The organism is Mesorhizobium sp. LSHC420B00, assembly GCF_000503055.1.
Lineage (GTDB): Bacteria > Pseudomonadota > Alphaproteobacteria > Rhizobiales > Rhizobiaceae > Mesorhizobium.
In genome coordinates this window covers 80,247-99,181 of sequence record NZ_AYVY01000003.1, presented here as the reverse complement: position 1 = coordinate 99,181, position 18,935 = coordinate 80,247, and the positions used below count along the sequence as shown (strand labels likewise).

The window sequence follows — 18,935 nt, the reverse complement described above, 5'->3', positions numbered from 1 at the left end:
CTTGGTTTCCTCGCCCGTACGGCACCGCTTGAGATGGGTGCGCATGCTTTCTTTTGTGGAAGGTTCGGGATTAAGGCTACACTTCGCCGCTGTAAACCGCCAAGCATGGCTTGGAAAATTTTGGAAGCAGCTTTTTGAACGACGAGACGCCCATTCGAAGCGACAACGCCACGCCGGCCTTCGCGCCGGCGACGCCGATGATGGAGCAGTACATCGAGATCAAGGCGGCGAACCCGGATTCGCTGCTGTTCTACCGCATGGGCGATTTCTACGAGCTGTTCTTCGACGATGCCGAGAAGGCAAGCCGGGCGCTCGGCATCGTGCTGACCAAGCGCGGCAAGCACCAGGGGCTCGACATCCCGATGTGCGGCGTGCCGGTGCACGCCGCCGACGATTATTTGCAGAAGCTGATCGGCCAGGGGTTCCGCGTCGCCGTCTGCGAGCAGATCGAGGATCCAGCCGAGGCCAGGAAGCGCGGCGGCAAATCGGTGGTGCGCCGCGATGTTGTGCGGCTGGTGACGCCAGGCACCATCACCGAGGACAAACTGCTGGCGCCGTCGGAATCGAGTTTTCTGATGGCGCTGGGACGGGTCAAGGGCGGCGCCGAGCATTCCTTCGCGTTGGCCTGGATCGAGATCTCGACCGGTGTCTTCCGCGTCGCTGAAACCACCGTCGACCGGCTGCTCGCCGACGTCTTCCGTGTCGATCCGCGCGAGCTGATCGTCGCCGAACCGGTGTTTTACGACCCGGAGCTGAAACCGGTGTTCGACGTGCTCGGCCGCGTCGCCAGCCCGCAGCCGCCGTCGCTGTTCGATTCGGCTTCGGCCGCCGGCCGCATCGCCCGCTTCTTCGAGGTGGCGACGCCTGACAGTTTCGGCTCGTTTTCGCGCGCCGAGCTGTCGGCGATCTCAGGCGTCATCGCGTATGTCGAGAAGACGCAGAAAGCGGAGCGGCCGCCGCTGTCGCGGCCGGAGCGCGAGGAGCAGGGATCGACACTGTTCATCGACCCGGCGACGCGCGCCAATCTGGAGCTGCTGCGCACGCTGTCCGGCAGCCGCGAGGGGTCGCTGTTCAAGGCGATCGACCGCACGGTGACCGGTGGCGGCGCAAGGCTGCTCGCTGACCGGCTGATGGCGCCGCTGACCGACCCGGCGGCAATCGCTGCAAGGCTGGATTCGGTGTCGTTCTTCCGCTCCGAGACGCGCCTCTGCCAGGCGGTGCGGGCCAGCCTGAAGAGCGTCGCCGACATGCCGCGCGCGCTGTCCAGGCTGGCGCTCAACCGCGGGGGTCCGCGCGATCTCGGCGCGCTGCGCGCCGGTTTCGAAGCGGCCGGCGCCATCGCCGGACTGTTCGGGCAAACCGCCTTGCCCGCCGAACTGGCGGCGGCGCTAGCGGCCATCAAGGCACTGCCCGGCGCGCTGGCGACGCATCTGGCACAGGCGCTCAGCGACGAGCTGCCGCTGCTCAAGCGCGACGGCGGCTTCGTCCGTTCCGGTTACCACGCCGAACTCGATGAGATGCGGGCACTGCGCGACGAGTCGCGAAAAGTGATCGCCGGGCTGGAGCGCTCGCTGATCGACGAGACCGGCATCCGCTCGCTGAAGATCAGGCACAACAATGTGCTGGGATACTACATCGAAGTCACCGCCAACCACCATGCGCTGATGACCGGCAGCGACGGCGCCAAGGCGCGCTTCATCCACCGCCAGACCATGGCCAACGCCATGCGCTTCACCACCACGGAACTCGCCGAGCTGGAATCGAAGATCGCCAATGCCGCCGACCGGGCGCTGGCGATCGAGCTTGCCGCTTTCGAGGCGCTGACGGCGGAAGTCGTCGGCCAGGCCGACAGGATCCGCGCCGGCGCCGAAGCGCTCGCCGCGCTCGACGTTTCGGCAGCCCTTGCCTTGCTTTCCGAAAGCGAGGCCTGGTGCCGGCCGCTGGTCGATGCGAGCCTTGCCTTCGAGATTTCGGGCGGACGCCATCCGGTGGTCGAACAGGCACTGCGGCGTTCCGGCGAAGGCCCGTTCGTCGCCAATGATTGCGATCTGTCGCCGCAAGGCGATGCCAAGGCCGGCGCGATCTGGCTGCTGACCGGCCCCAATATGGGCGGCAAGTCGACCTTTCTCAGGCAAAACGCGCTGATCGCCATCCTTGCCCAGACCGGCTCCTTCGTGCCGGCGGCATCAGCCCATATCGGCGTCGTCGACCGGCTGTTTTCGCGGGTCGGCGCCTCCGACGATCTGGCGCGCGGCCGCTCGACCTTCATGGTCGAGATGGTCGAGACAGCGGCGATCCTCAACCAGGCCGGCGAACGCGCACTGGTCATCCTCGACGAGATCGGCCGCGGCACCGCCACTTTCGACGGCCTCTCGATCGCCTGGGCGGCGGTCGAATATTTGCACGAGAAGAACCGCTGCCGGGCGATCTTCGCCACGCATTTCCACGAGATGACGGCGCTCGCCGGAAAACTGCCGCGGCTCTCCAACGTCACCATGCGGGTCAAGGAATGGGAGGGCGACGTGGTCTTCCTGCACGAGGTCGGCAAGGGTGCCGCCGACCGTTCCTACGGCGTCCAGGTAGCGCGGCTTGCCGGCTTGCCGGAAGCCGTCGTCGGCCGGGCCAAAGAAGTGCTGCACCAGCTTGAAGCCGGCGAGGTCTCGGGCAAGGCCAACCGTCTGGTCGACGACCTGCCGCTGTTTTCCGTGGCGGCGAAGCGGGAAGCGTCGAAGCCGGCCAGGAGTGATGGGCTGGGTGAAGCGCTAGCGGAGATCAATCCCGACGAGATGACGCCACGCGAGGCGCTGGAAGCGCTGTACCGGCTGAAGGGGATGGTGGGGAAGTAGTGCTCGTCCGATAGCGCTCTACGGCGCCCTCCTCTGTCCTGCCGGACATCTCCCCCTCAAGGGGGGAGATTGGCAGTTTCGCTGACAGCGCTTTTTCCTTCGACGTTCGAAGTTGGCGAAAGCCGATGCGAGATCCAATCTCCCCCCTTGAGGGGGAGATGTCCGGCAGGACAGAGGGGGGTGTGACGGAACGCTGCTTTGGCTTGCCTTCCGCCCCACCCCCTCAAATCATCGCCAGGCCCGACTTCCGCCTCGGCGGTGGGAAGGCGCGGTCAATTTCGGCGAAATCTTCGCTCGTGAGCTCGATGTCCAACGCCGCGACATTCTGCCGGATATGCTCCGGGCGGCTAGCTTTGGGAATCGCGATCACCCCGTCCTGCGCCATCACCCAGGCAAGCGCGATCTGCGCCGGCGTCGCACCGTGGCGAGCGGCGATGGCATCTAACCTGGCATTGCGCGCCAATACCCCCTGATCGACCGGCGAATAGGCCATCAGCGGCATACCGCGTTGCCGGCTCCACGGGGCGAGGTCGAACTCGACGCCGCGCTGCGACAGATTGTAGAGCACCTGATTGGTCTGGACGTTGCCGCCGGCCGGCAATCGGACCAGCTCTTCCATCTCGCCGGTATCGAAATTGCTGACGCCCCAATGGCGGATCTTGCCGGCTGCCTTCAACGCTTCGAATGCCTCGACCGTTTCCGTCAAGGGCACGCTGCCCGGCCAATGCAGCAAATAAAGATCGATGCGGTCGGTGGCGAGATGCCTCAGGCTGTTCTCGCAGGCCCGTTTCACGCCGGCGCGCGAGGCATTGGACGGCAGCACTTTGGAGACCAGGAAAACCTCGTCGCGGCGACCAGCGATGGCCTCCGCCACCACCTCCTCGGCACCGCCGCTGGCATACATTTCGGCGGTGTCGATCAGCGTCATGCCGAGATCCAGCCCGAGCTTCAGGGCATTGGCCTCGTCGGTACGGCGGCGGCCGTCTTCGCCCATCTTCCAGGTGCCCTGGCCGAGCACCGGCACGGCTTCGCCGCAGGGCAGGGTGGTCGTTCGTATCGTCGATGGCATGGCATGCTCCAGTCCGAGGCCCGGATAGCACCATAGCCGCCAAGGGAAATCCAGGTGAAGCAGAAATCCCGGTGAAGTCTCTCGCCTGGATTCCCGACAGCGTGAAGCCCTACTTCACCGGATGGGCAGCGAGCCAGTCCTGCATCTGCTTGATCTCGGCTTGCTGCGCGGCTATCACTGCTTCGGCCAGCTTGCGGATTTCCGGATCCTTGCCATTGGCGAGCTCGACCTTGGCCATGTCGATGGCAGCCTGGTGATGCGGGATCATGCCGCGGGCGAAATCGACATCGGCATTGCCGGAATATTCGATCGCCATCATGTCGGTATGCATCTTGTCCATCGCCGCCTTGTAGCCCTCGGTCGAGGGGCTCTGCGCGCCCATGGCGCCCATGTCGTGCTTCATCTCCTCGGCTTGTGCAGGAACGCTTTCGAGGAAAACAGCAAGCAGCATTCCCGCCGCCATCATCAGCAGCACGATCTTCTTGGCCAAGGTCATTCATCGTCTCCTTTTTTGAACAGGGTGTATCTGGAAGTTTTACTCAGAGTTTCAATGTCCTGAGCCGCAATGCGTTGGCGATGACCGAAACCGAAGACAGGCTCATCGCCGCCGCCGCAATCATCGGCGACAACAGCGTGCCGGTGAGCGGATAAAGCACGCCGGCAGCCACCGGCACGCCAAGCACATTGTAGAGAAAAGCGAAAAACAGGTTCTGGCGGATGTTGCGGATCGTCGCGCGGGCCAGCGTCCTGGCCCTGACGATACCGTTGAGATCGCCCTTGACCAGCGTAATCCCCGCACTTTCGACCGCAACATCGGCGCCGGTGCCCATGGCGATGCCGACATCGGCGGCGGCAAGTGCCGGCGCATCGTTGACGCCATCGCCGGCCATGGCGACGCCGGCACCGCCGGCGCGCAACTCCTCGACCAGCGCGTTCTTCTGTTCGGGCAAAAGCCCGGCATGCACCGCGTCGATGCCGAGCTTGGCGGCGATGGCCTTGGCGGTGCGCTCATTGTCGCCGGTCGCCATGACGATCTTCAGCCCGCTGTCATGCAGCGCCTTGATCGCCTCGGCGGTGGTCGCCTTGATCGGGTCGGCGACGGCGACGAGGCCGGCGAGCTTGCCTGCGACAGCGACGAACATCGCGGTCTTGCCGTCGGACTGCAGCGCCTCGGCACTGGCCAGGACCGAAGCCGTATCGATGCCGAGATCGGCCATCATCGCGGCATTGCCAAGCGCCACCTTCTGTCCCGAAACCGTGCCGGAAACACCCTTGCCGGTGACAGCCTCGAAACCGCTCGCGTCGGGGACCTTCACCCCGCGTCCGCGGGCGCCGTCAACGATCGCCTCGGCCAGCGGATGCTCCGAGCCTTTTTCCAGCCCGGCGGCGAGCGCCAGCAACTCGTCTTGCGCCATGCCTTCGACGGCAACGACGTCGGTCAGTCGCGGCCGGCCTTCGGTCAGCGTTCCCGTCTTGTCGACGATCAGCGTGTCGACCGAGGCAAAGCGCTCGAGCGCCGCCGCTTCCTTGATCAGCACGCCGGCATGCGCGCCGCGCCCGGTAGCGGTCATGATCGACATTGGGGTCGCAAGGCCCAGCGCACATGGACAGGCGATAATCAGTACCGAGACCGCCGCGACGATGGCAAACACCAGGCTGGGTTCCGGTCCGACGATCGCCCAGGCGATAAACGCAATGATCGCGACCAGCACGACGGCCGGGACGAAGTAGAACGAGACGCGGTCGGCCAACCCCTGGATCGGCGCGCGTGAACGCTGCGCCTTGGCGACAAGCTCGACGATCCGCGCCAGTGTCGTCTCGGCGCCGATCTTTTCGGCGCGCATGACCAGTGAGCCATTCTTGTTGAGCGTGCCGCCGGTGAGGTTGTCGCCTTCGGTCTTTTCGACCGGCAGCGGCTCGCCCGTGATCATCGATTCGTCGACGGAAGAGCGCCCTTCAAGCACAATGCCGTCGACCGGTACAGCGTCACCTGGGCGGATGCGCAGGCGGTCGCCGGCCTTGACAATATCGAGCGGCACGTCGTTTTCGGAACCGTCCGCGCCGATCAGCCGCGCCGTCTTCGGCGCCAGGTCGAGCAGCGCACGGATCGCCGAGCCGGTTTTCTCGCGGGCACGCAATTCCAGCACCTGGCCGAGGAACACCAGCGCGACGATTACCGCCGCCGCCTCGAAATAGACCGGCACGGTGCCGTCATGGCCGCGGAACTGGTGCGGAAAGAGGCCTGGAAACAGTGTGGCGACGACACTGTAGAGATAGGCGGCACCGACGCCGAGCGAAATCAGCGTCCACATATTGGGGCTGCGATTGAGGATCGAATCCCAGCCGCGGTGGAAGAACGGGAATGCCGCCCACAGCACCACGGGGCTCGCCAGCGCCAGCTCCAGCCAGACCTTCGCGCGGTCGTCGATGAAGGCCTGGAATGTCAGGCCGAGCATCGGTGCCATGGCGATGACCAGCAACGGCACGGACAGCACCGCGCTCACCCAGAAGCGCCTGGTGAAATCGACCAGTTCGGGGTTAGGCCCCTCGTCGCCGGTCGGCACGCCCATCGGCTCCAGCGCCATGCCGCAGATCGGGCAGGAGCCGGGCTTGTCGCGGATGATTTCGGGATGCATCGGGCAGGTGTATTGCGTGCCCTTGGGCATCGCCTGCGGCGCCGGCTTGTCGCCGAGATATTTTGCCGGCTCGGCCTCGAACTTCGCCTTGCAGCCGGCGGAGCAGAAATAGAAGCCTTGGCCCTCGTGGCGCAAAAAGTGCTTGGCCGTGGCGCGATCGACGCTCATGCCGCAGACGGGATCGGTTGCGGTCAGATATTTTTCAGGTTCGGCGACGAATTTCGAACGGCAGCTTTCGCTGCAGAAATGATAGCGATGGCCGTCATGCCCGGCGGTCGGCTTGCCGGCGGCCGGATCGACGGTCATGCCGCAGACCGGATCCCGGACGACGGCGTCCGCGGCAGGCGAGGCGCTCTTTGCCGAGCAGCAGCTGCCATGGCTGTGATGATCGTGGTCGGAATGCGTCATGCCGAAAGCCCCTGTATTTCGATGTTGCAGCGGAGGTAGTGCTTCCAGTAACTGGAAGGTCAAGGGCCGATTTTCGATTTTTCGCGGCCAGGCCCAAACCGAACCGGCTGCGGGCACGAGACGATCGTCCCGTCGGCGGCCGCGGAGAACGCGTCCGTCCGCCCCATACCCAGCGCCGCGAAAACGCGCTATAGACGCCGCCGAAACGGCGAGGCCGAACGGCATTTATGGCAAGAATATCCCTGAAGCTCGAGGAACTGATCGACGGCGAAGCCTTGCGCCGCGAGATGACCGAACTGACCGCGGCCACGGCAGGCGACGGTTCGGGCAAGGCCGCGCGCGGCGGCGTCCTCAAGCTGCTCAAAAGCCGGCTCGCCGACGGGCGCACTGTCGCCGAACGCATGCTGATGGACGACGGCAGCGGCACCGCCTGCGCCGCCCGGCTGTCGCATCTGATGGATGAGATCATCCGTGCGCTCTACGATTTCGCTGCCACCCATGTCTACCGCGTGAAAAACCCATCGTCGGCCGAGCGCATGGCGGTCGTTGCCGTCGGCGGCTATGGCCGCGGCACGCTGGCGCCGGGCTCCGACATCGACCTGCTGTTCCTGCTGCCCTACAAGCAGACGCCATGGGGCGAGCAGATCGTCGAATATATGCTCTACATGCTGTGGGACCTCGGGCTGAAGGTCGGCCACGCGACGCGCAACATCGACGAGTGCCTCAGGCTGTCGCGCACCGACATCACCATCCGCACCTCGATCCTGGAGGCGCGGTTCCTGTGGGGCGAGCAAAAGCTCTATGACGAGCTTCTGCAGCGCTTCGACCACGAGGTGGTGCGCACCACCGGCCCCGAATATGTCCAGGCCAAGCTTGCCGAACGCGACGAGCGTCACGCCAAGGCCGGCGAGAGCCGTTACCTGGTCGAACCTAACGTCAAGGACGGCAAGGGCGGCCTGCGCGACCTGCAGACGCTGTTCTGGATCGCCAAATATTTCTACCGGGTGCGCACCGGCGAGGAACTGGTCGACAAGGGCGTCTTTACCGACGCCGAATACAGGGAATTCCAGAAGGCCGAGGACTTCCTGTGGGCGGTGCGCTGCCACATGCATTTCCTCACCGGCAAGGCGGAGGAGCGGCTGCATTTCGACATCCAGCGCGACATCGCTGAGCGGCTCGGCTACACCACCCATCCCGGCCTGTCGGCGGTCGAGCGCTTCATGAAGCACTACTTCCTCGTCGCCAAGGATGTCGGCGACCTGACCCGCATTTTCTGCGCCGCGCTGGAAGAGGAGCAGGCCAAGCATGTGCCGGGCTTCAACCGCATCTTCCTCACCTTCTCGCGGCGCAAGCGCAAGCTCGCCGGCACGGCCGATTTCATCGTCGACAACCACCGCATCAACATTGCCGACGACGAGGTGTTCGAGCGCGATCCGGTCAACCTGCTCAGGCTGTTTTGGTTTGCCGACAAGCACGGCCTGGAATTCCACCCCGATGCGCTGAAGCTTTTGACCCGCTCTCTCGGCCTCGTCGGCAAGGCGCTCAGGCGCGACGAGGAGGCCAACCGGCTGTTCCTCGACATCTTGACCTCGGACCGCAACGCCGAGCTCAATCTGCGGCGAATGAACGAGGCCGGACTGCTTGCCAAGCTGATCCCGGACTTCGGCAAGATCGTCGCCATGATGCAGTTCTCGATGTATCACCACTACACCGTGGACGAGCATTTGATCCGCTGCATCGGCGTGCTGGCCGAGATCGAGCGCGGCGACGGCGAAAAGGTGCATCCGCTTTCCCACGCGCTGATGCCGGGGCTGAAGAAGAGCCGCGAGGCGCTCTATGTCGCCGTGCTGCTGCACGACATCGCCAAGGGCAGGCCTGAGGACCATTCGCAAGCCGGCGCCAGGATCGCGCGGCGCATCTGCCCGCATATGGGGCTCTCGCCGGCCGACACCGAAACGGTCGCCTGGCTGGTCGAGAACCACCTCGTCATGTCGATGACGGCGCAGACCCGCGATCTCAACGACCGCAAGACGATCGAGGATTTTGCCGCCATCGTGCAGTCGGTCGAACGGCTGAAGATGCTTTTGGTGCTTACCGTCTGCGATATCCGTGGCGTCGGGCCGGGGGTCTGGAACGGTTGGAAAGGCCAGCTGCTGCGTACGCTCTACTACGAGACCGAGCTTTTGTTGACCGGCGGGTTTTCGGAGGTGTCGCGCGCCAAGCGGACGGCGGCGGCGCGCGAACAACTGGCCGAGGCACTTGCCGACTGGCCGGAAAAGGCCCGCAAGCGTTATGTCGGCCAGCACTACGAGAACTATCTGCTGGCGGTCGATCTTCCCGACCAGCTGCGCCATGCCGAATTCATCCGCGAGGCCGATCACGCCGGCAAGAAGCTCGCCACCATGGTCAAGACCCACCAGTTCGAGGCGGTGACCGAGATCACGGTGCTGGCGCAGGACCATCCGCGCCTGCTCTCGGTGATTGCCGGCGCCTGTGCTGCGGCCGGCGGCAACATCGTCGACGCGCAGATATTCACCACTTCGGACGGCCGCGCGCTCGACACCATCCTGATCTCGAGGGAGTTCGACCGCGACGAGGACGAGCGTCGCCGTGCCGAGCGCGTCGGCCGGCTGATCGAGGACATGCTGTCGGGCAAGAGCTGGCTGCCCGAAATGATCGAGAAGCGCACCAAGCCACGGCGCGGCGCCAAGGTCTTCCGCATCCCGCCACGCGCCGAGATCCGCAACACCCTGTCGAACCGGTTCTCGGTGATCGAGGTCGAAGGACTGGACAGGCCGGGCCTTCTGTCGGAGATCACCGGCATGTTGTCGGACCTGTCGCTCGACATCGCCTCGGCCCACATCACCACCTTCGGCGAAAAGGTCATCGACACGTTCTACGTCACCGATCTCACCGGCCAGAAGATCGACAGCCCGTCGCGCACGGCGACCATCCGCAACAGGCTGATCGCGGTGCTCGAGGGCACGGCGTCCGAGCGCGGCAAGACCAAAACGGCCGCCGAGTGACTGTTACCTTCCATTTGCCCCAATCCCACAGGCAGTCTTCAAGCGCATGAGCCTTATCAAGAAATTCGCCACGGTCGCTTCCGGCACGCTGATGAGCCGCGCCCTCGGCTTTGGCCGTGAGATGCTGATGGCTGCCGCACTCGGCACCGGGCCGATCGCCGACGCCTTCAACGCCGCCTTCCAGTTTCCCAACACCTTTCGCCGGCTGTTCGCCGAAGGCGCCTTCAACGCCGCCTTCGTGCCGCTGTTCGCCAAAGAGATCGAGACGCACGGCACCGACGGCGCCAAGCGCTTTTCCGAAGAGGTGTTCGGCGTTTTGTTCACGGCGCTTCTGGCGCTGACCATCGCCATGGAACTGGCGATGCCGCTGATCGTGCGCTACCTGGTGGCGCCGGGCTTTGCCGACACGCCGGGAAAATTCGAGATGACGGTGGCACTCGCGACCGTCATGTTCCCTTACCTGATCTGCATGTCGCTCGGCGCCATGATGGCCGGCATGCTGAATTCGCTGCGCCGCTATTTCGCCGCCGCGGTGGCGCCGGTGTTCCTCAACGTCATCCTCATCGCCGTGCTTGCCTATGCCTGGTACAAGGGTTCGGACGCCCGCACCGTCGGTTTTGGGCTGGCCTGGGGCGTGTTGGCGGCCGGCCTGGTGCAGCTGGCGATCGTCTGGGCGGCAGTGCGCCATGCCGGCATTTCGATCGGCTTCCGGCGGCCGAAGATGACGCCCAGCGTCAAGCGGCTGCTGATCCTGGCGCTGCCGGCGGCGATCACCGGCGGCATCACCCAGATCAATCAGCTGATCGGCACGGCGATCGCGTCGGCGCAGGACAGCGCGGTGTCGTCGCTGGCCTATGCCGACCGCGTTTACCAGCTGCCGTTGGGCGTCGTCGGCGTCGCCGTCGCCATCGTGCTTTTGCCGGAACTGTCGCGGGCGCTGAAATCAGGCAATCTGATCGAGGCGGCCAACCTGCAGAACCGCTCGGTCGAGTTCACCCTGTTCATGACGTTGCCGGCGGCGGCCGCCCTGCTGGTCATGTCCGAGCCGATCGTGCGGCTGGTCTATGAGCGCGGCGCCTTCGCCGCCAACAATTCGACGCCGACGGTCGCGGCAATCCTGGCGATCTTCGGGCTCGGCCTGCCGGCCTTCGTGCTGATCAAGGCGTTCACGCCAGGCTATTTCGCCCGCGAGGACACGCGCACGCCGATGATTTTCGCCGCCATCTCGGTGGCGGTTAACATTACGACGGCACTGACGCTGTTCCCGACGATGGGCGCGCCCGGCATTGCCGTTGCCTCCGCCGTCGCCGGCTGGGTCAATGCGACGATGCTGCTGGCCGTGCTGATCCGGCGCGGCCATTGGGGCCGCGACGTGCCGCTCATGAAACGCATTCCGCGGCTGGTGCTGTCGGCGGCGGTGATGGCGGCGGCGCTCTATTTTGCCGAACACTGGTTCGCCGCAAGGCTCGGATCCGGCTCGCCGCTGGTGATCAAGGCGGTAACGCTGCTTGCGCTGGTCGCCGGCGGGGCGCTGCTTTACTTCGTCACCGCGTTTGCCACCGGGGGTGCGGATTTCGGCATGATCCGCCGCAATATCGGGCGTAAAGGCTCCCAGCCGGTCAAGGAGCAATCTCCGGATTCGTGAGGCGGAAAATTCGTCAGCGCCAATTTTGTTCTTGCTTTGTGCCGGCAGCTATGCTACTAATTTGCGTATGGTGCTGATTCGCATCGACGACCCCGCCGTAAGGCGGGTTTTTGATTCTGGTCGGCGCCATCCCCTTCAAACAGCCTTCTGTGGCGTCTTGCTCGGCCACGGCCAAAGTCCTGCGCGGCCCAGCCAACACCCCTCTTGATCGTCTCCTTGCTCTCGTCCATAAGCGCGCCGTCGCAAGACTTTCGCCGCGCGCGAAACGGCCCTCCACAAGCCAGGGAAACACCATGCCCGACCTCAACCAGCTCGCCTTCAAGCCACTCGTCTTTTCCGGCGTCCAGCCGACCGGCAATCTGCATCTCGGCAATTATCTCGGCGCCATCAAGAAATTCGTCGCCCTGCAGGACACTTCCGACTGCATCTATTGCGTCGTCGATCTGCATTCGCTGACCGCGCAGCTCGTCTATGAGGATCTTCAGGACCAGACGCGTTCGATCACCGCGGCGTTTCTCGCCTCCGGCATCGATCCGACCAAGCACATCGTCTTCAACCAGTCGCGGGTGATGCAGCACGCCGAGCTTGCCTGGATCTTCAACTGCGTGGCGCGCATCGGCTGGATGAACCGCATGACGCAGTTCAAGGACAAGGCCGGCAAGGACCGCGAGAACGCCTCGCTCGGCCTGCTCGCCTATCCCTCCCTGATGGCCGCCGATATCCTCGTCTACCGCGCCACCCATGTGCCGGTCGGCGACGACCAGAAGCAGCATCTGGAGCTGACCCGCGATATTGCGCAGAAATTCAACAACGACTTTTCGGACCGCATCGCGGCGCTTGGCGTCGGCGTCGAGATGCAGGTCGGCGAAGAGACGGTGAACGGCTATTTCCCGCTGACCGAGCCGGTCATCGGCGGCCCGGCGGCGCGCATCATGTCGCTGCGCGACGGTTCGAAAAAGATGTCGAAGTCCGACCCGTCGGACCTGTCGCGCATCAACCTGACTGACGATGCCGACGCCATCTCGAAGAAGATCCGCAAGGCCAAGACGGCCCCGGAGGCTTTGCCCGGCGAACTGGACGGGCTTGCCGGCCGGCCGGAAGCGGAAAACCTCGTCGGCATCTATGCCGGCCTCGCCGAAATATCGAAAGAGGCGGTGCTGAAGGAATTCGGCGGCCAGCAGTTTTCGGTGTTCAAGCCGGCGCTGGCCGATCTCGCGGTGGAAAAGCTGGCGCCGATCGCCGACGAGATGCGCCGCATCTCCGGCGACCGCGCCTATGTCGACGCGGTGCTGCGGGATGGCGGCGAGCGTGCCGGCACATTGGCCGAAGCGACGATGAAGACCGTGCGCGACATTATCGGCCTGCTGCAAGGCTAATTTATGTCGCGCAAAGTGTGCAGCGGTTTTGCGATAACGACATGCATAAAACAAGAACCTGAAGCGCGTCGCATGAGGCCGGTCGAACGCGACGCGCTTTAAGCTGCACCAACATCGCCACAGCCGCCGGTCGCTTGCGGGCGGGCTGTGGCGGTGGCAGATTGCGGCCGAAACCATCGAGCAGGGTGAATATGGTCTCCAAACGCCTCAGCCGCGAAGCCGGTCATCGCCGCAAGTTCCTGGCGATCATCGACGACACGCCGGAATGCGAGCGCGCCGTCGCCTACGCCTCGAAGCGGGCGCAAAGCACGGGCGGCGTGCTGGTGCTGCTCTATGTCATCGAGCCGGATGATTTCCAGCACTGGCTGGGCGTCGAGAAGATCATGCGCGAGGAGGCGACCGCCACGGCGCGCGCCGCGCTCGACAGCTACGCCAACAAGGTGCGCCAGAAGCTCGGCATCGAGCCGGAACTGGTGGTGCGCGAAGGCAAGCCGACCGAAGAGATCCACAAGCTGATCGAGGAAGACCAGGACATCGCCATCCTGGTGCTGGCGGCAGGCGCCGGCAAGGAAGGGCCCGGGCCGCTGGTCGGCGCGGTCGCCGGCAAGGGCGCCGCCTTTCCGATTCCAGTGACTGTGGTGCCGCAGAACCTGTCGGACGAGGAGATCGACAGCCTCGCCTGAGATGTGCCGATATTCAGGTGAGGCCGGCCTACAAATGGCGGCTTCCTGCGCTTCCGGTGCTCACGTACCAAAAGTACGCTCCGCTCCGGTTCTCGGAAACCATCATTTTCGGCTCGGCCTGACCTGAATCTCAACACATCTCCAATTGTTTCAGCGAGCTAGCAAAACATTCCACCAGCCAGCCGTTCCCCGCGATGCCTTTCGCTTGAATGTCGGGCGGATAAAGCCTAATTAGAATTATTCCAAACTAGCTGCCCGAAACGGGCACGGAGATGGCCATGTTCATCCAGACCGAGTCGACGCCAAACCCGACAACGCTGAAATTCCTGCCCGGCAAGGAAGTGCTGCAAGAAGGCACCGCCGATTTCCGCGATGCCGACAGTGCCGCGACGGCTTCGCCGCTGGCCGGCCGGCTGTTCGAGATCCCCGGCGTCACCGGCGTCTTCTTCGGCTATGATTTCATCACCGTGACCAAGGACGGCCCCGACTGGCAGCATCTGAAGCCGGCTATCCTCGGCGCCATCATGGAGCACTTCATGTCCGGTGCCCCGGTGATGGCCAAGGCCGGCCCGGCCGCCGAGACCAGCCAGACCGGCGAATTCTACGACAAGGCCGACGAGGAGCTGGTCGTCACCATCAAGGAGCTGCTCGACACGCGGGTGCGCCCGGCGGTGGCCCAGGACGGCGGCGACATCACCTTCCGCGGCTTCGAGAACGGCACCGTGTTCCTGCACATGAAAGGCGCCTGCGCCGGCTGCCCGTCGTCGACGGCGACGCTGAAGCACGGCATCCAGAACCTGCTCCGGCACTTTGTGCCGGAAGTGCAGCACGTCGAACAGGTCTCCTGACGCGCCGTTCCATCGTCAACGTCGATAGACAACAAAAAACCGGGCCAAAGTGCCCGGTTTTCTGTTTGCGACGTCTGTGTTGTTGCCTAGACGGTCCGCGTATAAAGCTCTTCTTGTTTGACCATGATCTTGTCCGAAAACCGGGTCCCGCTTTTCGGGACATGGTCTTACAGCACAATGACCTTGGCGCCGACCGAGGTGCGGTCGTAGAGGTCGATAATGTCCTGGTTCATCAGCCGGATGCAGCCCGACGACATCGCCTTGCCGATGGAATTCCATTCCGGGCTGCCATGCAGGCGGTAGCCCATATCGCCGCCCTTGTTGAACAGGTACATGGCGCGCGCGCCGAGCGGGTTCTTCAACCCCGGCTCCATGCCGCCGGCAAACTTGGCCAGCTCCGGCTGTCGCCTGATCATCTGCGAAGGCGGCGTCCAGGTCGGCCATTCGCGCTTTAGTGCGATACGGGCGGTGCCGTGCCATTCGAAACCTTCACGGCCGACGCCGATGCCGTAGCGCATCGCTTCGCCGTCGCCCATGACGAAATAGAGGAACTTGTTCTGCGTATCGACGATGATGGTGCCCGGCTTTTCCCTGGTGTCGTAGTCGACGATCTGCCGGCGGTATTTGAACGGCACCTTTTCGATCGGGATGCGCGGCAGATGATAGCCGGCATCGGTCACCGCACCGTAGTTGTTGGTGAAGATCTGCGAGCCGATGGTGCTGCAACCGGCGACAGCCGTCGACAGCGCCAGGGCCGCGACGATTGCAAGTGACTTCATGCGCATGAAAAGGTCCGATGCCCTGCCCAAACTACAGCGGCTCGAGTCGGCCGCTTTTTCATCTTCATTCATGCTGGCATTTGCTTTGCTTGCCAAGCGGGCGATGCCTATATCCATGGGCTTGCGTGCCGGTAAACCAGCGACTATGGCATTTCGGCAACAGCCCCCGCAGGATTATGCTGCAAAATCAATGGGCCAAGAACAAGAACCAGGAAACGAGGAAATCACCATGAATGTCGGTGACGCTGCCCGGCGCTCTGGCCGGCCAGCCAAGGCCATCCGTTACTACGAGGAGATCGGCCTGATCAGGCCTGAGACGCGGCCGCTGCAGGAGATAATCCTGACAAGCCTGGTTCACTAGGCCGGGTTCAATAAAGAACGCCGCGAAGCACCGTCCAAGCCAGAAGCGCGAACGTGCCGATCACCACCAATGCACCAAGGACCGTGCCGATCCTTTCAGGCAGTCCATCGGGGCGACCAGGATCGTCGGCCATTCAACTATCGATCATGACGTAGGCGGCACCAAACACGGCAACAATGATTGCCCCAAGCACCGCCCAGCCTCTGATGGCCGAGCGGATTTCCTCCGGTGTCGCCGATTTGCGTCCGTCATCTAATGCTCCTCGTAAAAAATCCCGTGGCCGACATTGAAAGCGCAAGCTGCCGGCGCTGCCAAGACCCGCAGCGGACTCTTTGCGCAAAAGCTTAGGAACGTGCGCCGTCCGAGAGCAAGCGTTACCAGCCTTCGACACTCCGCAAAGCACGGGCGGCCGTCATGATCCCGGTGGGCGATACCGGATCGACTTCGCTTTCCCAAGCGCGTCCATCGTCTCTTCGACACTTAACAGCACGGTGGTCTCGTACGAGCTGAGCGCGCCTCCCGCACCGATGGCGAGCATGACAGAGGCCATGGACACGTTGTCCGGCGCCTCCCATAGGTTCCAGCCATCGTACTCTCCGAAGGCATACCAGAACCCGTGCAGCTTTCCGCCGACCGACTCGATGTAGGAACGGGCAGCCTCGCGTCTGTCCTCGGGATTATCCATCAAGCGCGCCCACGTTTCGGGCCTGTAGCTGAATCGCGTGAGATACATCGGCATGGTTCGTCTCCTCCCAGAGCTACCCCCACGAATGTAGTAAAGCGCCCCAATCCGGGAGAACGCGAGTCGTTTCCGAGGCGTAGTACCGCTGGCTTAGTTGCGGGACCGCTAATAGACCTGTTTCAATTGCCTTTCCCAAGGGGAGTAAGGTCAATGGCCGCATATCTCATTGCCGATGTCGACATAACCGACGCCGCCGTTTTCGAGGAATACCGCCGGGACGTGCCTGCAACCGAAGCCCGCTACGGGGGAAGGTACATCGCTCGTGGCGGAGCCACCAAAGTGCTGGAAGGCGATTGGGAGCCTCATCGCCTTGTCATCGTCGAATTTCCCGACATGGCCTCGCTCCTCGCATGGTACGACTCTCCGGAATACGGCCGCCTCAAAGCCATCCGCGAACGCTGTGCAAAGACGAGGATCATTGCTCTGGAGGGCATGATGCCGGTTAGTTAGAGGGGTTTGTCAACCGGATAATCGCCCCAAAAAACCGGGTTCAAACCGTGAACAAAATCTGACATGGTGCGGCCATGCCTATCATCTCACCTCTACCCCTCAACCCCCTTCTCGACGGTCGCCAGTCGGAGCGTGCCATGCTGGTCAGGCGTGGCGTGCAGCGGCTGCTCAAGCAGATGGGCGCGCATGTCTTGCCCGAACTGTCGCTGGCCACCGGGCGCCGCGCCGATCTCGTAGCGCTGACCCGCCAGGGCGATATCTGGATCATCGAGATCAAATCCTCGATCGAGGATTTCAGGGTCGACCGCAAATGGCCGTACTACCGGCTGCATTCCGACCGCTTCTTCTTCGCCACCCATCCCGGCGTGCCCGCGGAGATCTTTCCGGAAGAGTGCGGCTTCATTCTCTCCGACGGCTATGGTGCCGAGGTCCTGCGCGATGCGCCCGAGCACCGGATGGCGGCGGCGACGCGCAAGGCGCTGATGCTGAGGATCGCGCGCGCCGGTGCCGCGCGGTTGCTGGCGGCGGAGCTTGCCGGGGTGTCGGTGCCGGCGCTGGAGGGTGAGAGCGAGTAGGGGGTTTCCCTCTCCGTAGTCATGGAGGCTTGCGCTGCCCCGGCTGCCGCCACCTTGCATAAGAGACGATGTATGACTGCGGTGTTCCGCAAGGAACGCCAACAGCCGGCTGTAGCCTTCGTCTTCCCAGTGCAGGTCGAGATTGGAAATGAAACCCGGCACGAAGACGAGATCGAGCGATCCCTGGCCGACCACCTGATAGGCGATCCGCACGTCGCCGCTGAGCGCGTAGCGAGTTTCGATCGGCCTCACGAGGTTTGTCCGCCCGACCCGACGATTTCTTATCGCCGGATCATAGCAGAGCCGCGAGACTTGCGGCAGATGAAACCTTAGAGGGTGTGAATGTAGGCCCGCGGCGCCTACTTCTGTGACGCAGCCGTAGTCTCGGTGCTCGCTCCGCCGACGCTAAAACCTGCGCCCTCCGGCGCGCCCGGCCGCTTGATGTGTGGGGAGGCCGCGACGACAAGCTCGTTGAAGCCTTCGCCGCCGCTGTCGAGCATCTCGAACAATTGCCGGCGCATCCTCGGCTCCCAGAACTTGTTGATGTGCTCGGCGACGCCGGCAATGCCTTGCTCGCGCGGCTTGGAGTGGAAAAAGGCAGCGATCTGGTTGGCCATGCGAACCAGCTTTTCGCTGGTGTTCATGAGGTGGCCTTCGTCATGCGACATGCTTGGCAACTCCGGAAACCACGCGGTCAGGATGAGTGAAAATATCGAAATCATCGCCGCGCACCAGCGCCACCAGCGTCATGCCGGCGTCGTCTGCGGTGCGGATGGCAAGTGCCGTCGGCGCCGAGACGGCGATGATGAAGGCAGCACCGATCGCCGCGGTCTTCTGCACCATCTCGACCGAAACGCGCGACGTCACGACGACGGCCCCCGACCTGCCGTCGATACCGGCTTTGGCCAGCGCGCCGGCCAGCTTGTCCAGCGCATTGTGACGGCCGACATCCTCGCGCGCCATGACGATGCCCTTGCCGGGCAGGTAAAAACCGGCGGCGTGGACCGCGCCGGTCTCGGCGTGCAGCGGCTGCACCTTCGACAAAAGCTTGACCGAGCGGACGATGTCATCGGCCTGAAGTGTAAGTTTCGACGCACCGACCGGATCGACCGAGCGCATCGCTTCCTCGATCGATTCGATGCCGCACAGCCCGCAGCCGACCGGGCCGGCGAGCCGTCTGCGACGCGCCTCGAAACGGGTGTTGGCCTGGTCCTTCAGCCGGATCTGGATATCGATGCCGGCGCCGTGATCCTCGACCTCGATGGCTTCGATTTCGTCTGGCGAGGCAATGATGCCTTCGGTCAGCGAGAAGCCGAGCGCGAAATCCTCGAAATCGGCCGGGCTTGCCATCATCACCGCATGCGTGGTGCCGGCAAAGGAGAATGCTACCGGCGTCTCTTCCGGCACCATGCGGTTGGCGGCCGCGGTGCCGCCGGCGCGGCGCGCGAGGCGGCTGATCTGGGTGACAGCACGACGTTTGGGCATCACGCG

At 63.9% G+C, this 18,935-nt stretch carries 17 protein-coding genes and 1 pseudogene; 10 read left to right on the top strand and 8 right to left on the bottom strand.

All coding sequences use genetic code 11. From position 1 onward, the window contains the following. Positions 1 to 197 precede the first annotated feature (197 nt). Positions 198 to 2,846 (top strand): DNA mismatch repair protein MutS, encoded by a 2,649-nt coding sequence (gene mutS, locus X760_RS48225; protein ID WP_031193648.1) that lies wholly within the window; start codon positions 198 to 200, stop codon positions 2,844 to 2,846. A 223-nt stretch (positions 2,847 to 3,069) separates the two neighbouring features. Here mutS and X760_RS48220 read toward each other — a convergent pair whose 3' ends face one another. From X760_RS48220 to X760_RS48210, 3 genes are all read right to left on the bottom strand, one after another. Next, positions 3,070 to 3,915, bottom strand: coding sequence for an aldo/keto reductase (locus X760_RS48220; RefSeq protein WP_023717917.1), 846 nt, complete (start codon positions 3,913 to 3,915; stop codon positions 3,070 to 3,072). A 109-nt stretch (positions 3,916 to 4,024) separates the two neighbouring features. Beyond that, positions 4,025 to 4,411, bottom strand: coding sequence for a DUF305 domain-containing protein (locus X760_RS48215; RefSeq protein WP_023676379.1), 387 nt, complete (start codon positions 4,409 to 4,411; stop codon positions 4,025 to 4,027). Positions 4,412 to 4,454: 43 nt separating this feature from the next. Then, positions 4,455 to 6,959 (bottom strand): heavy metal translocating P-type ATPase, encoded by a 2,505-nt coding sequence (locus X760_RS48210; RefSeq protein ID WP_023717916.1) that lies wholly within the window; start codon positions 6,957 to 6,959, stop codon positions 4,455 to 4,457. Between the two features lie 227 nt (positions 6,960 to 7,186). Between X760_RS48210 and X760_RS48205 the strand changes: the two genes are divergently transcribed. The 5 genes from X760_RS48205 to X760_RS48185 all read left to right on the top strand — a co-directional run bounded on the left by X760_RS48205 (position 7,187) and on the right by X760_RS48185 (position 14,537). Then, complete coding sequence (locus X760_RS48205) at positions 7,187 to 9,985, top strand: [protein-PII] uridylyltransferase (protein ID WP_023717915.1); 2,799 nt, start codon at positions 7,187 to 7,189, stop codon at positions 9,983 to 9,985. Between the two features lie 46 nt (positions 9,986 to 10,031). Further along, a complete protein-coding gene (gene murJ / locus X760_RS48200) occupies positions 10,032 to 11,630 on the top strand; it encodes a murein biosynthesis integral membrane protein MurJ (protein WP_023717914.1) in 1,599 nt (532 codons plus the stop codon). A 293-nt stretch (positions 11,631 to 11,923) separates the two neighbouring features. Further along, positions 11,924 to 13,006 (top strand): tryptophan--tRNA ligase, encoded by a 1,083-nt coding sequence (trpS, locus tag X760_RS48195; protein WP_031193646.1) that lies wholly within the window; start codon positions 11,924 to 11,926, stop codon positions 13,004 to 13,006. 191 nt (positions 13,007 to 13,197) lie between these two features. Then, positions 13,198 to 13,689, top strand: coding sequence for a universal stress protein (locus X760_RS48190; protein WP_023717912.1), 492 nt, complete (start codon positions 13,198 to 13,200; stop codon positions 13,687 to 13,689). Between the two features lie 278 nt (positions 13,690 to 13,967). Next, on the top strand, positions 13,968 to 14,537 hold the full coding sequence (locus X760_RS48185; RefSeq protein ID WP_023717910.1) for a NifU family protein: 570 nt from the start codon (positions 13,968 to 13,970) through the stop codon (positions 14,535 to 14,537). Positions 14,538 to 14,704: 167 nt separating this feature from the next. Here the strand turns inward: X760_RS48185 and X760_RS48180 are convergent, their stop codons facing one another. Next, positions 14,705 to 15,322: a L,D-transpeptidase gene (locus X760_RS48180; RefSeq protein ID WP_023717909.1), complete on the bottom strand. Its 618-nt coding sequence runs from the start codon at positions 15,320 to 15,322 to the stop codon at positions 14,705 to 14,707. A gap of 223 nt (positions 15,323 to 15,545) precedes the next feature. Here X760_RS48180 and X760_RS74460 point away from each other — a divergent pair. Then, positions 15,546 to 15,629 (top strand): annotated as a pseudogene (locus X760_RS74460) (MerR family DNA-binding transcriptional regulator); the annotation flags it as partial. Positions 15,630 to 15,684: 55 nt separating this feature from the next. Here X760_RS74460 and X760_RS78805 read toward each other — a convergent pair. After that, a complete protein-coding gene (locus X760_RS78805; RefSeq protein WP_023717907.1) occupies positions 15,685 to 15,810 on the bottom strand; it encodes a hypothetical protein in 126 nt (41 codons plus the stop codon). 279 nt (positions 15,811 to 16,089) lie between these two features. Beyond that, complete coding sequence (locus X760_RS48175; protein ID WP_023717906.1) at positions 16,090 to 16,416, bottom strand: GYD domain-containing protein; 327 nt, start codon at positions 16,414 to 16,416, stop codon at positions 16,090 to 16,092. A gap of 153 nt (positions 16,417 to 16,569) precedes the next feature. Between X760_RS48175 and X760_RS48170 the strand changes: the two genes are divergently transcribed. From X760_RS48170 to X760_RS77145, 3 genes are all read left to right on the top strand, one after another. Beyond that, positions 16,570 to 16,869 (top strand): DUF1330 domain-containing protein, encoded by a 300-nt coding sequence (locus X760_RS48170; RefSeq protein WP_023717905.1) that lies wholly within the window; start codon positions 16,570 to 16,572, stop codon positions 16,867 to 16,869. 74 nt (positions 16,870 to 16,943) lie between these two features. After that, positions 16,944 to 17,444, top strand: a complete 501-nt coding sequence (locus tag X760_RS48165) for an MmcB family DNA repair protein (protein ID WP_023717904.1) — start codon at positions 16,944 to 16,946, stop codon at positions 17,442 to 17,444. 72 nt (positions 17,445 to 17,516) lie between these two features. Further along, positions 17,517 to 17,777 carry a hypothetical protein gene (locus X760_RS77145; RefSeq protein WP_198030469.1) on the top strand — a complete coding sequence of 87 codons (261 nt, stop codon included), beginning with the start codon at positions 17,517 to 17,519 and terminating at the stop codon, positions 17,775 to 17,777. Positions 17,778 to 17,803: 26 nt separating this feature from the next. Here the strand turns inward: X760_RS77145 and X760_RS48155 are convergent, their stop codons facing one another. Beyond that, positions 17,804 to 18,112 (bottom strand): formate dehydrogenase subunit delta, encoded by a 309-nt coding sequence (locus tag X760_RS48155; RefSeq protein WP_023717902.1) that lies wholly within the window; start codon positions 18,110 to 18,112, stop codon positions 17,804 to 17,806. Beyond that, positions 18,102 to 18,932 carry a formate dehydrogenase accessory sulfurtransferase FdhD gene (gene fdhD, locus X760_RS48150; protein ID WP_156948038.1) on the bottom strand — a complete coding sequence of 277 codons (831 nt, stop codon included), beginning with the start codon at positions 18,930 to 18,932 and terminating at the stop codon, positions 18,102 to 18,104. The genes X760_RS48155 and fdhD overlap by 11 nt, the downstream gene beginning before the upstream one ends. Between the last annotated feature and the right edge of the window lie 3 nt (positions 18,933 to 18,935).

Excerpts from the sequence above, each read along its gene's own strand:
- X760_RS48215 (WP_023676379.1), bottom strand. The coding sequence starts at position 4,411 with ATGACCTTGGCCAAGAAGATCGTGCTGCTGATGATGGCGGCGGGAATG.
- mutS (WP_031193648.1), top strand. The coding sequence starts at position 198 with ATGATGGAGCAGTACATCGAGATCAAGGCGGCGAACCCGGATTCGCTG.
- X760_RS48180 (WP_023717909.1), bottom strand. The coding sequence starts at position 15,322 with ATGCGCATGAAGTCACTTGCAATCGTCGCGGCCCTGGCGCTGTCGACG.
- X760_RS48185 (WP_023717910.1), top strand. The coding sequence starts at position 13,968 with ATGTTCATCCAGACCGAGTCGACGCCAAACCCGACAACGCTGAAATTC.
- X760_RS77145 (WP_198030469.1), top strand. The coding sequence starts at position 17,517 with ATGACTGCGGTGTTCCGCAAGGAACGCCAACAGCCGGCTGTAGCCTTC.
- X760_RS48170 (WP_023717905.1), top strand. The coding sequence starts at position 16,570 with ATGGCCGCATATCTCATTGCCGATGTCGACATAACCGACGCCGCCGTT.
- trpS (WP_031193646.1), top strand. The coding sequence starts at position 11,924 with ATGCCCGACCTCAACCAGCTCGCCTTCAAGCCACTCGTCTTTTCCGGC.
- X760_RS48220 (WP_023717917.1), bottom strand. The coding sequence starts at position 3,915 with ATGCCATCGACGATACGAACGACCACCCTGCCCTGCGGCGAAGCCGTG.
- X760_RS48205 (WP_023717915.1), top strand. The coding sequence starts at position 7,187 with ATGGCAAGAATATCCCTGAAGCTCGAGGAACTGATCGACGGCGAAGCC.
- X760_RS48175 (WP_023717906.1), bottom strand. The coding sequence starts at position 16,416 with ATGCCGATGTATCTCACGCGATTCAGCTACAGGCCCGAAACGTGGGCG.
- X760_RS78805 (WP_023717907.1), bottom strand. The coding sequence starts at position 15,810 with ATGGCCGACGATCCTGGTCGCCCCGATGGACTGCCTGAAAGGATCGGC.
- X760_RS48210 (WP_023717916.1), bottom strand. The coding sequence starts at position 6,959 with ATGACGCATTCCGACCACGATCATCACAGCCATGGCAGCTGCTGCTCG.
- X760_RS48165 (WP_023717904.1), top strand. The coding sequence starts at position 16,944 with ATGCCTATCATCTCACCTCTACCCCTCAACCCCCTTCTCGACGGTCGC.
- X760_RS48190 (WP_023717912.1), top strand. The coding sequence starts at position 13,198 with ATGGTCTCCAAACGCCTCAGCCGCGAAGCCGGTCATCGCCGCAAGTTC.
- X760_RS48155 (WP_023717902.1), bottom strand. The coding sequence starts at position 18,112 with ATGTCGCATGACGAAGGCCACCTCATGAACACCAGCGAAAAGCTGGTT.
- murJ (WP_023717914.1), top strand. The coding sequence starts at position 10,032 with ATGAGCCTTATCAAGAAATTCGCCACGGTCGCTTCCGGCACGCTGATG.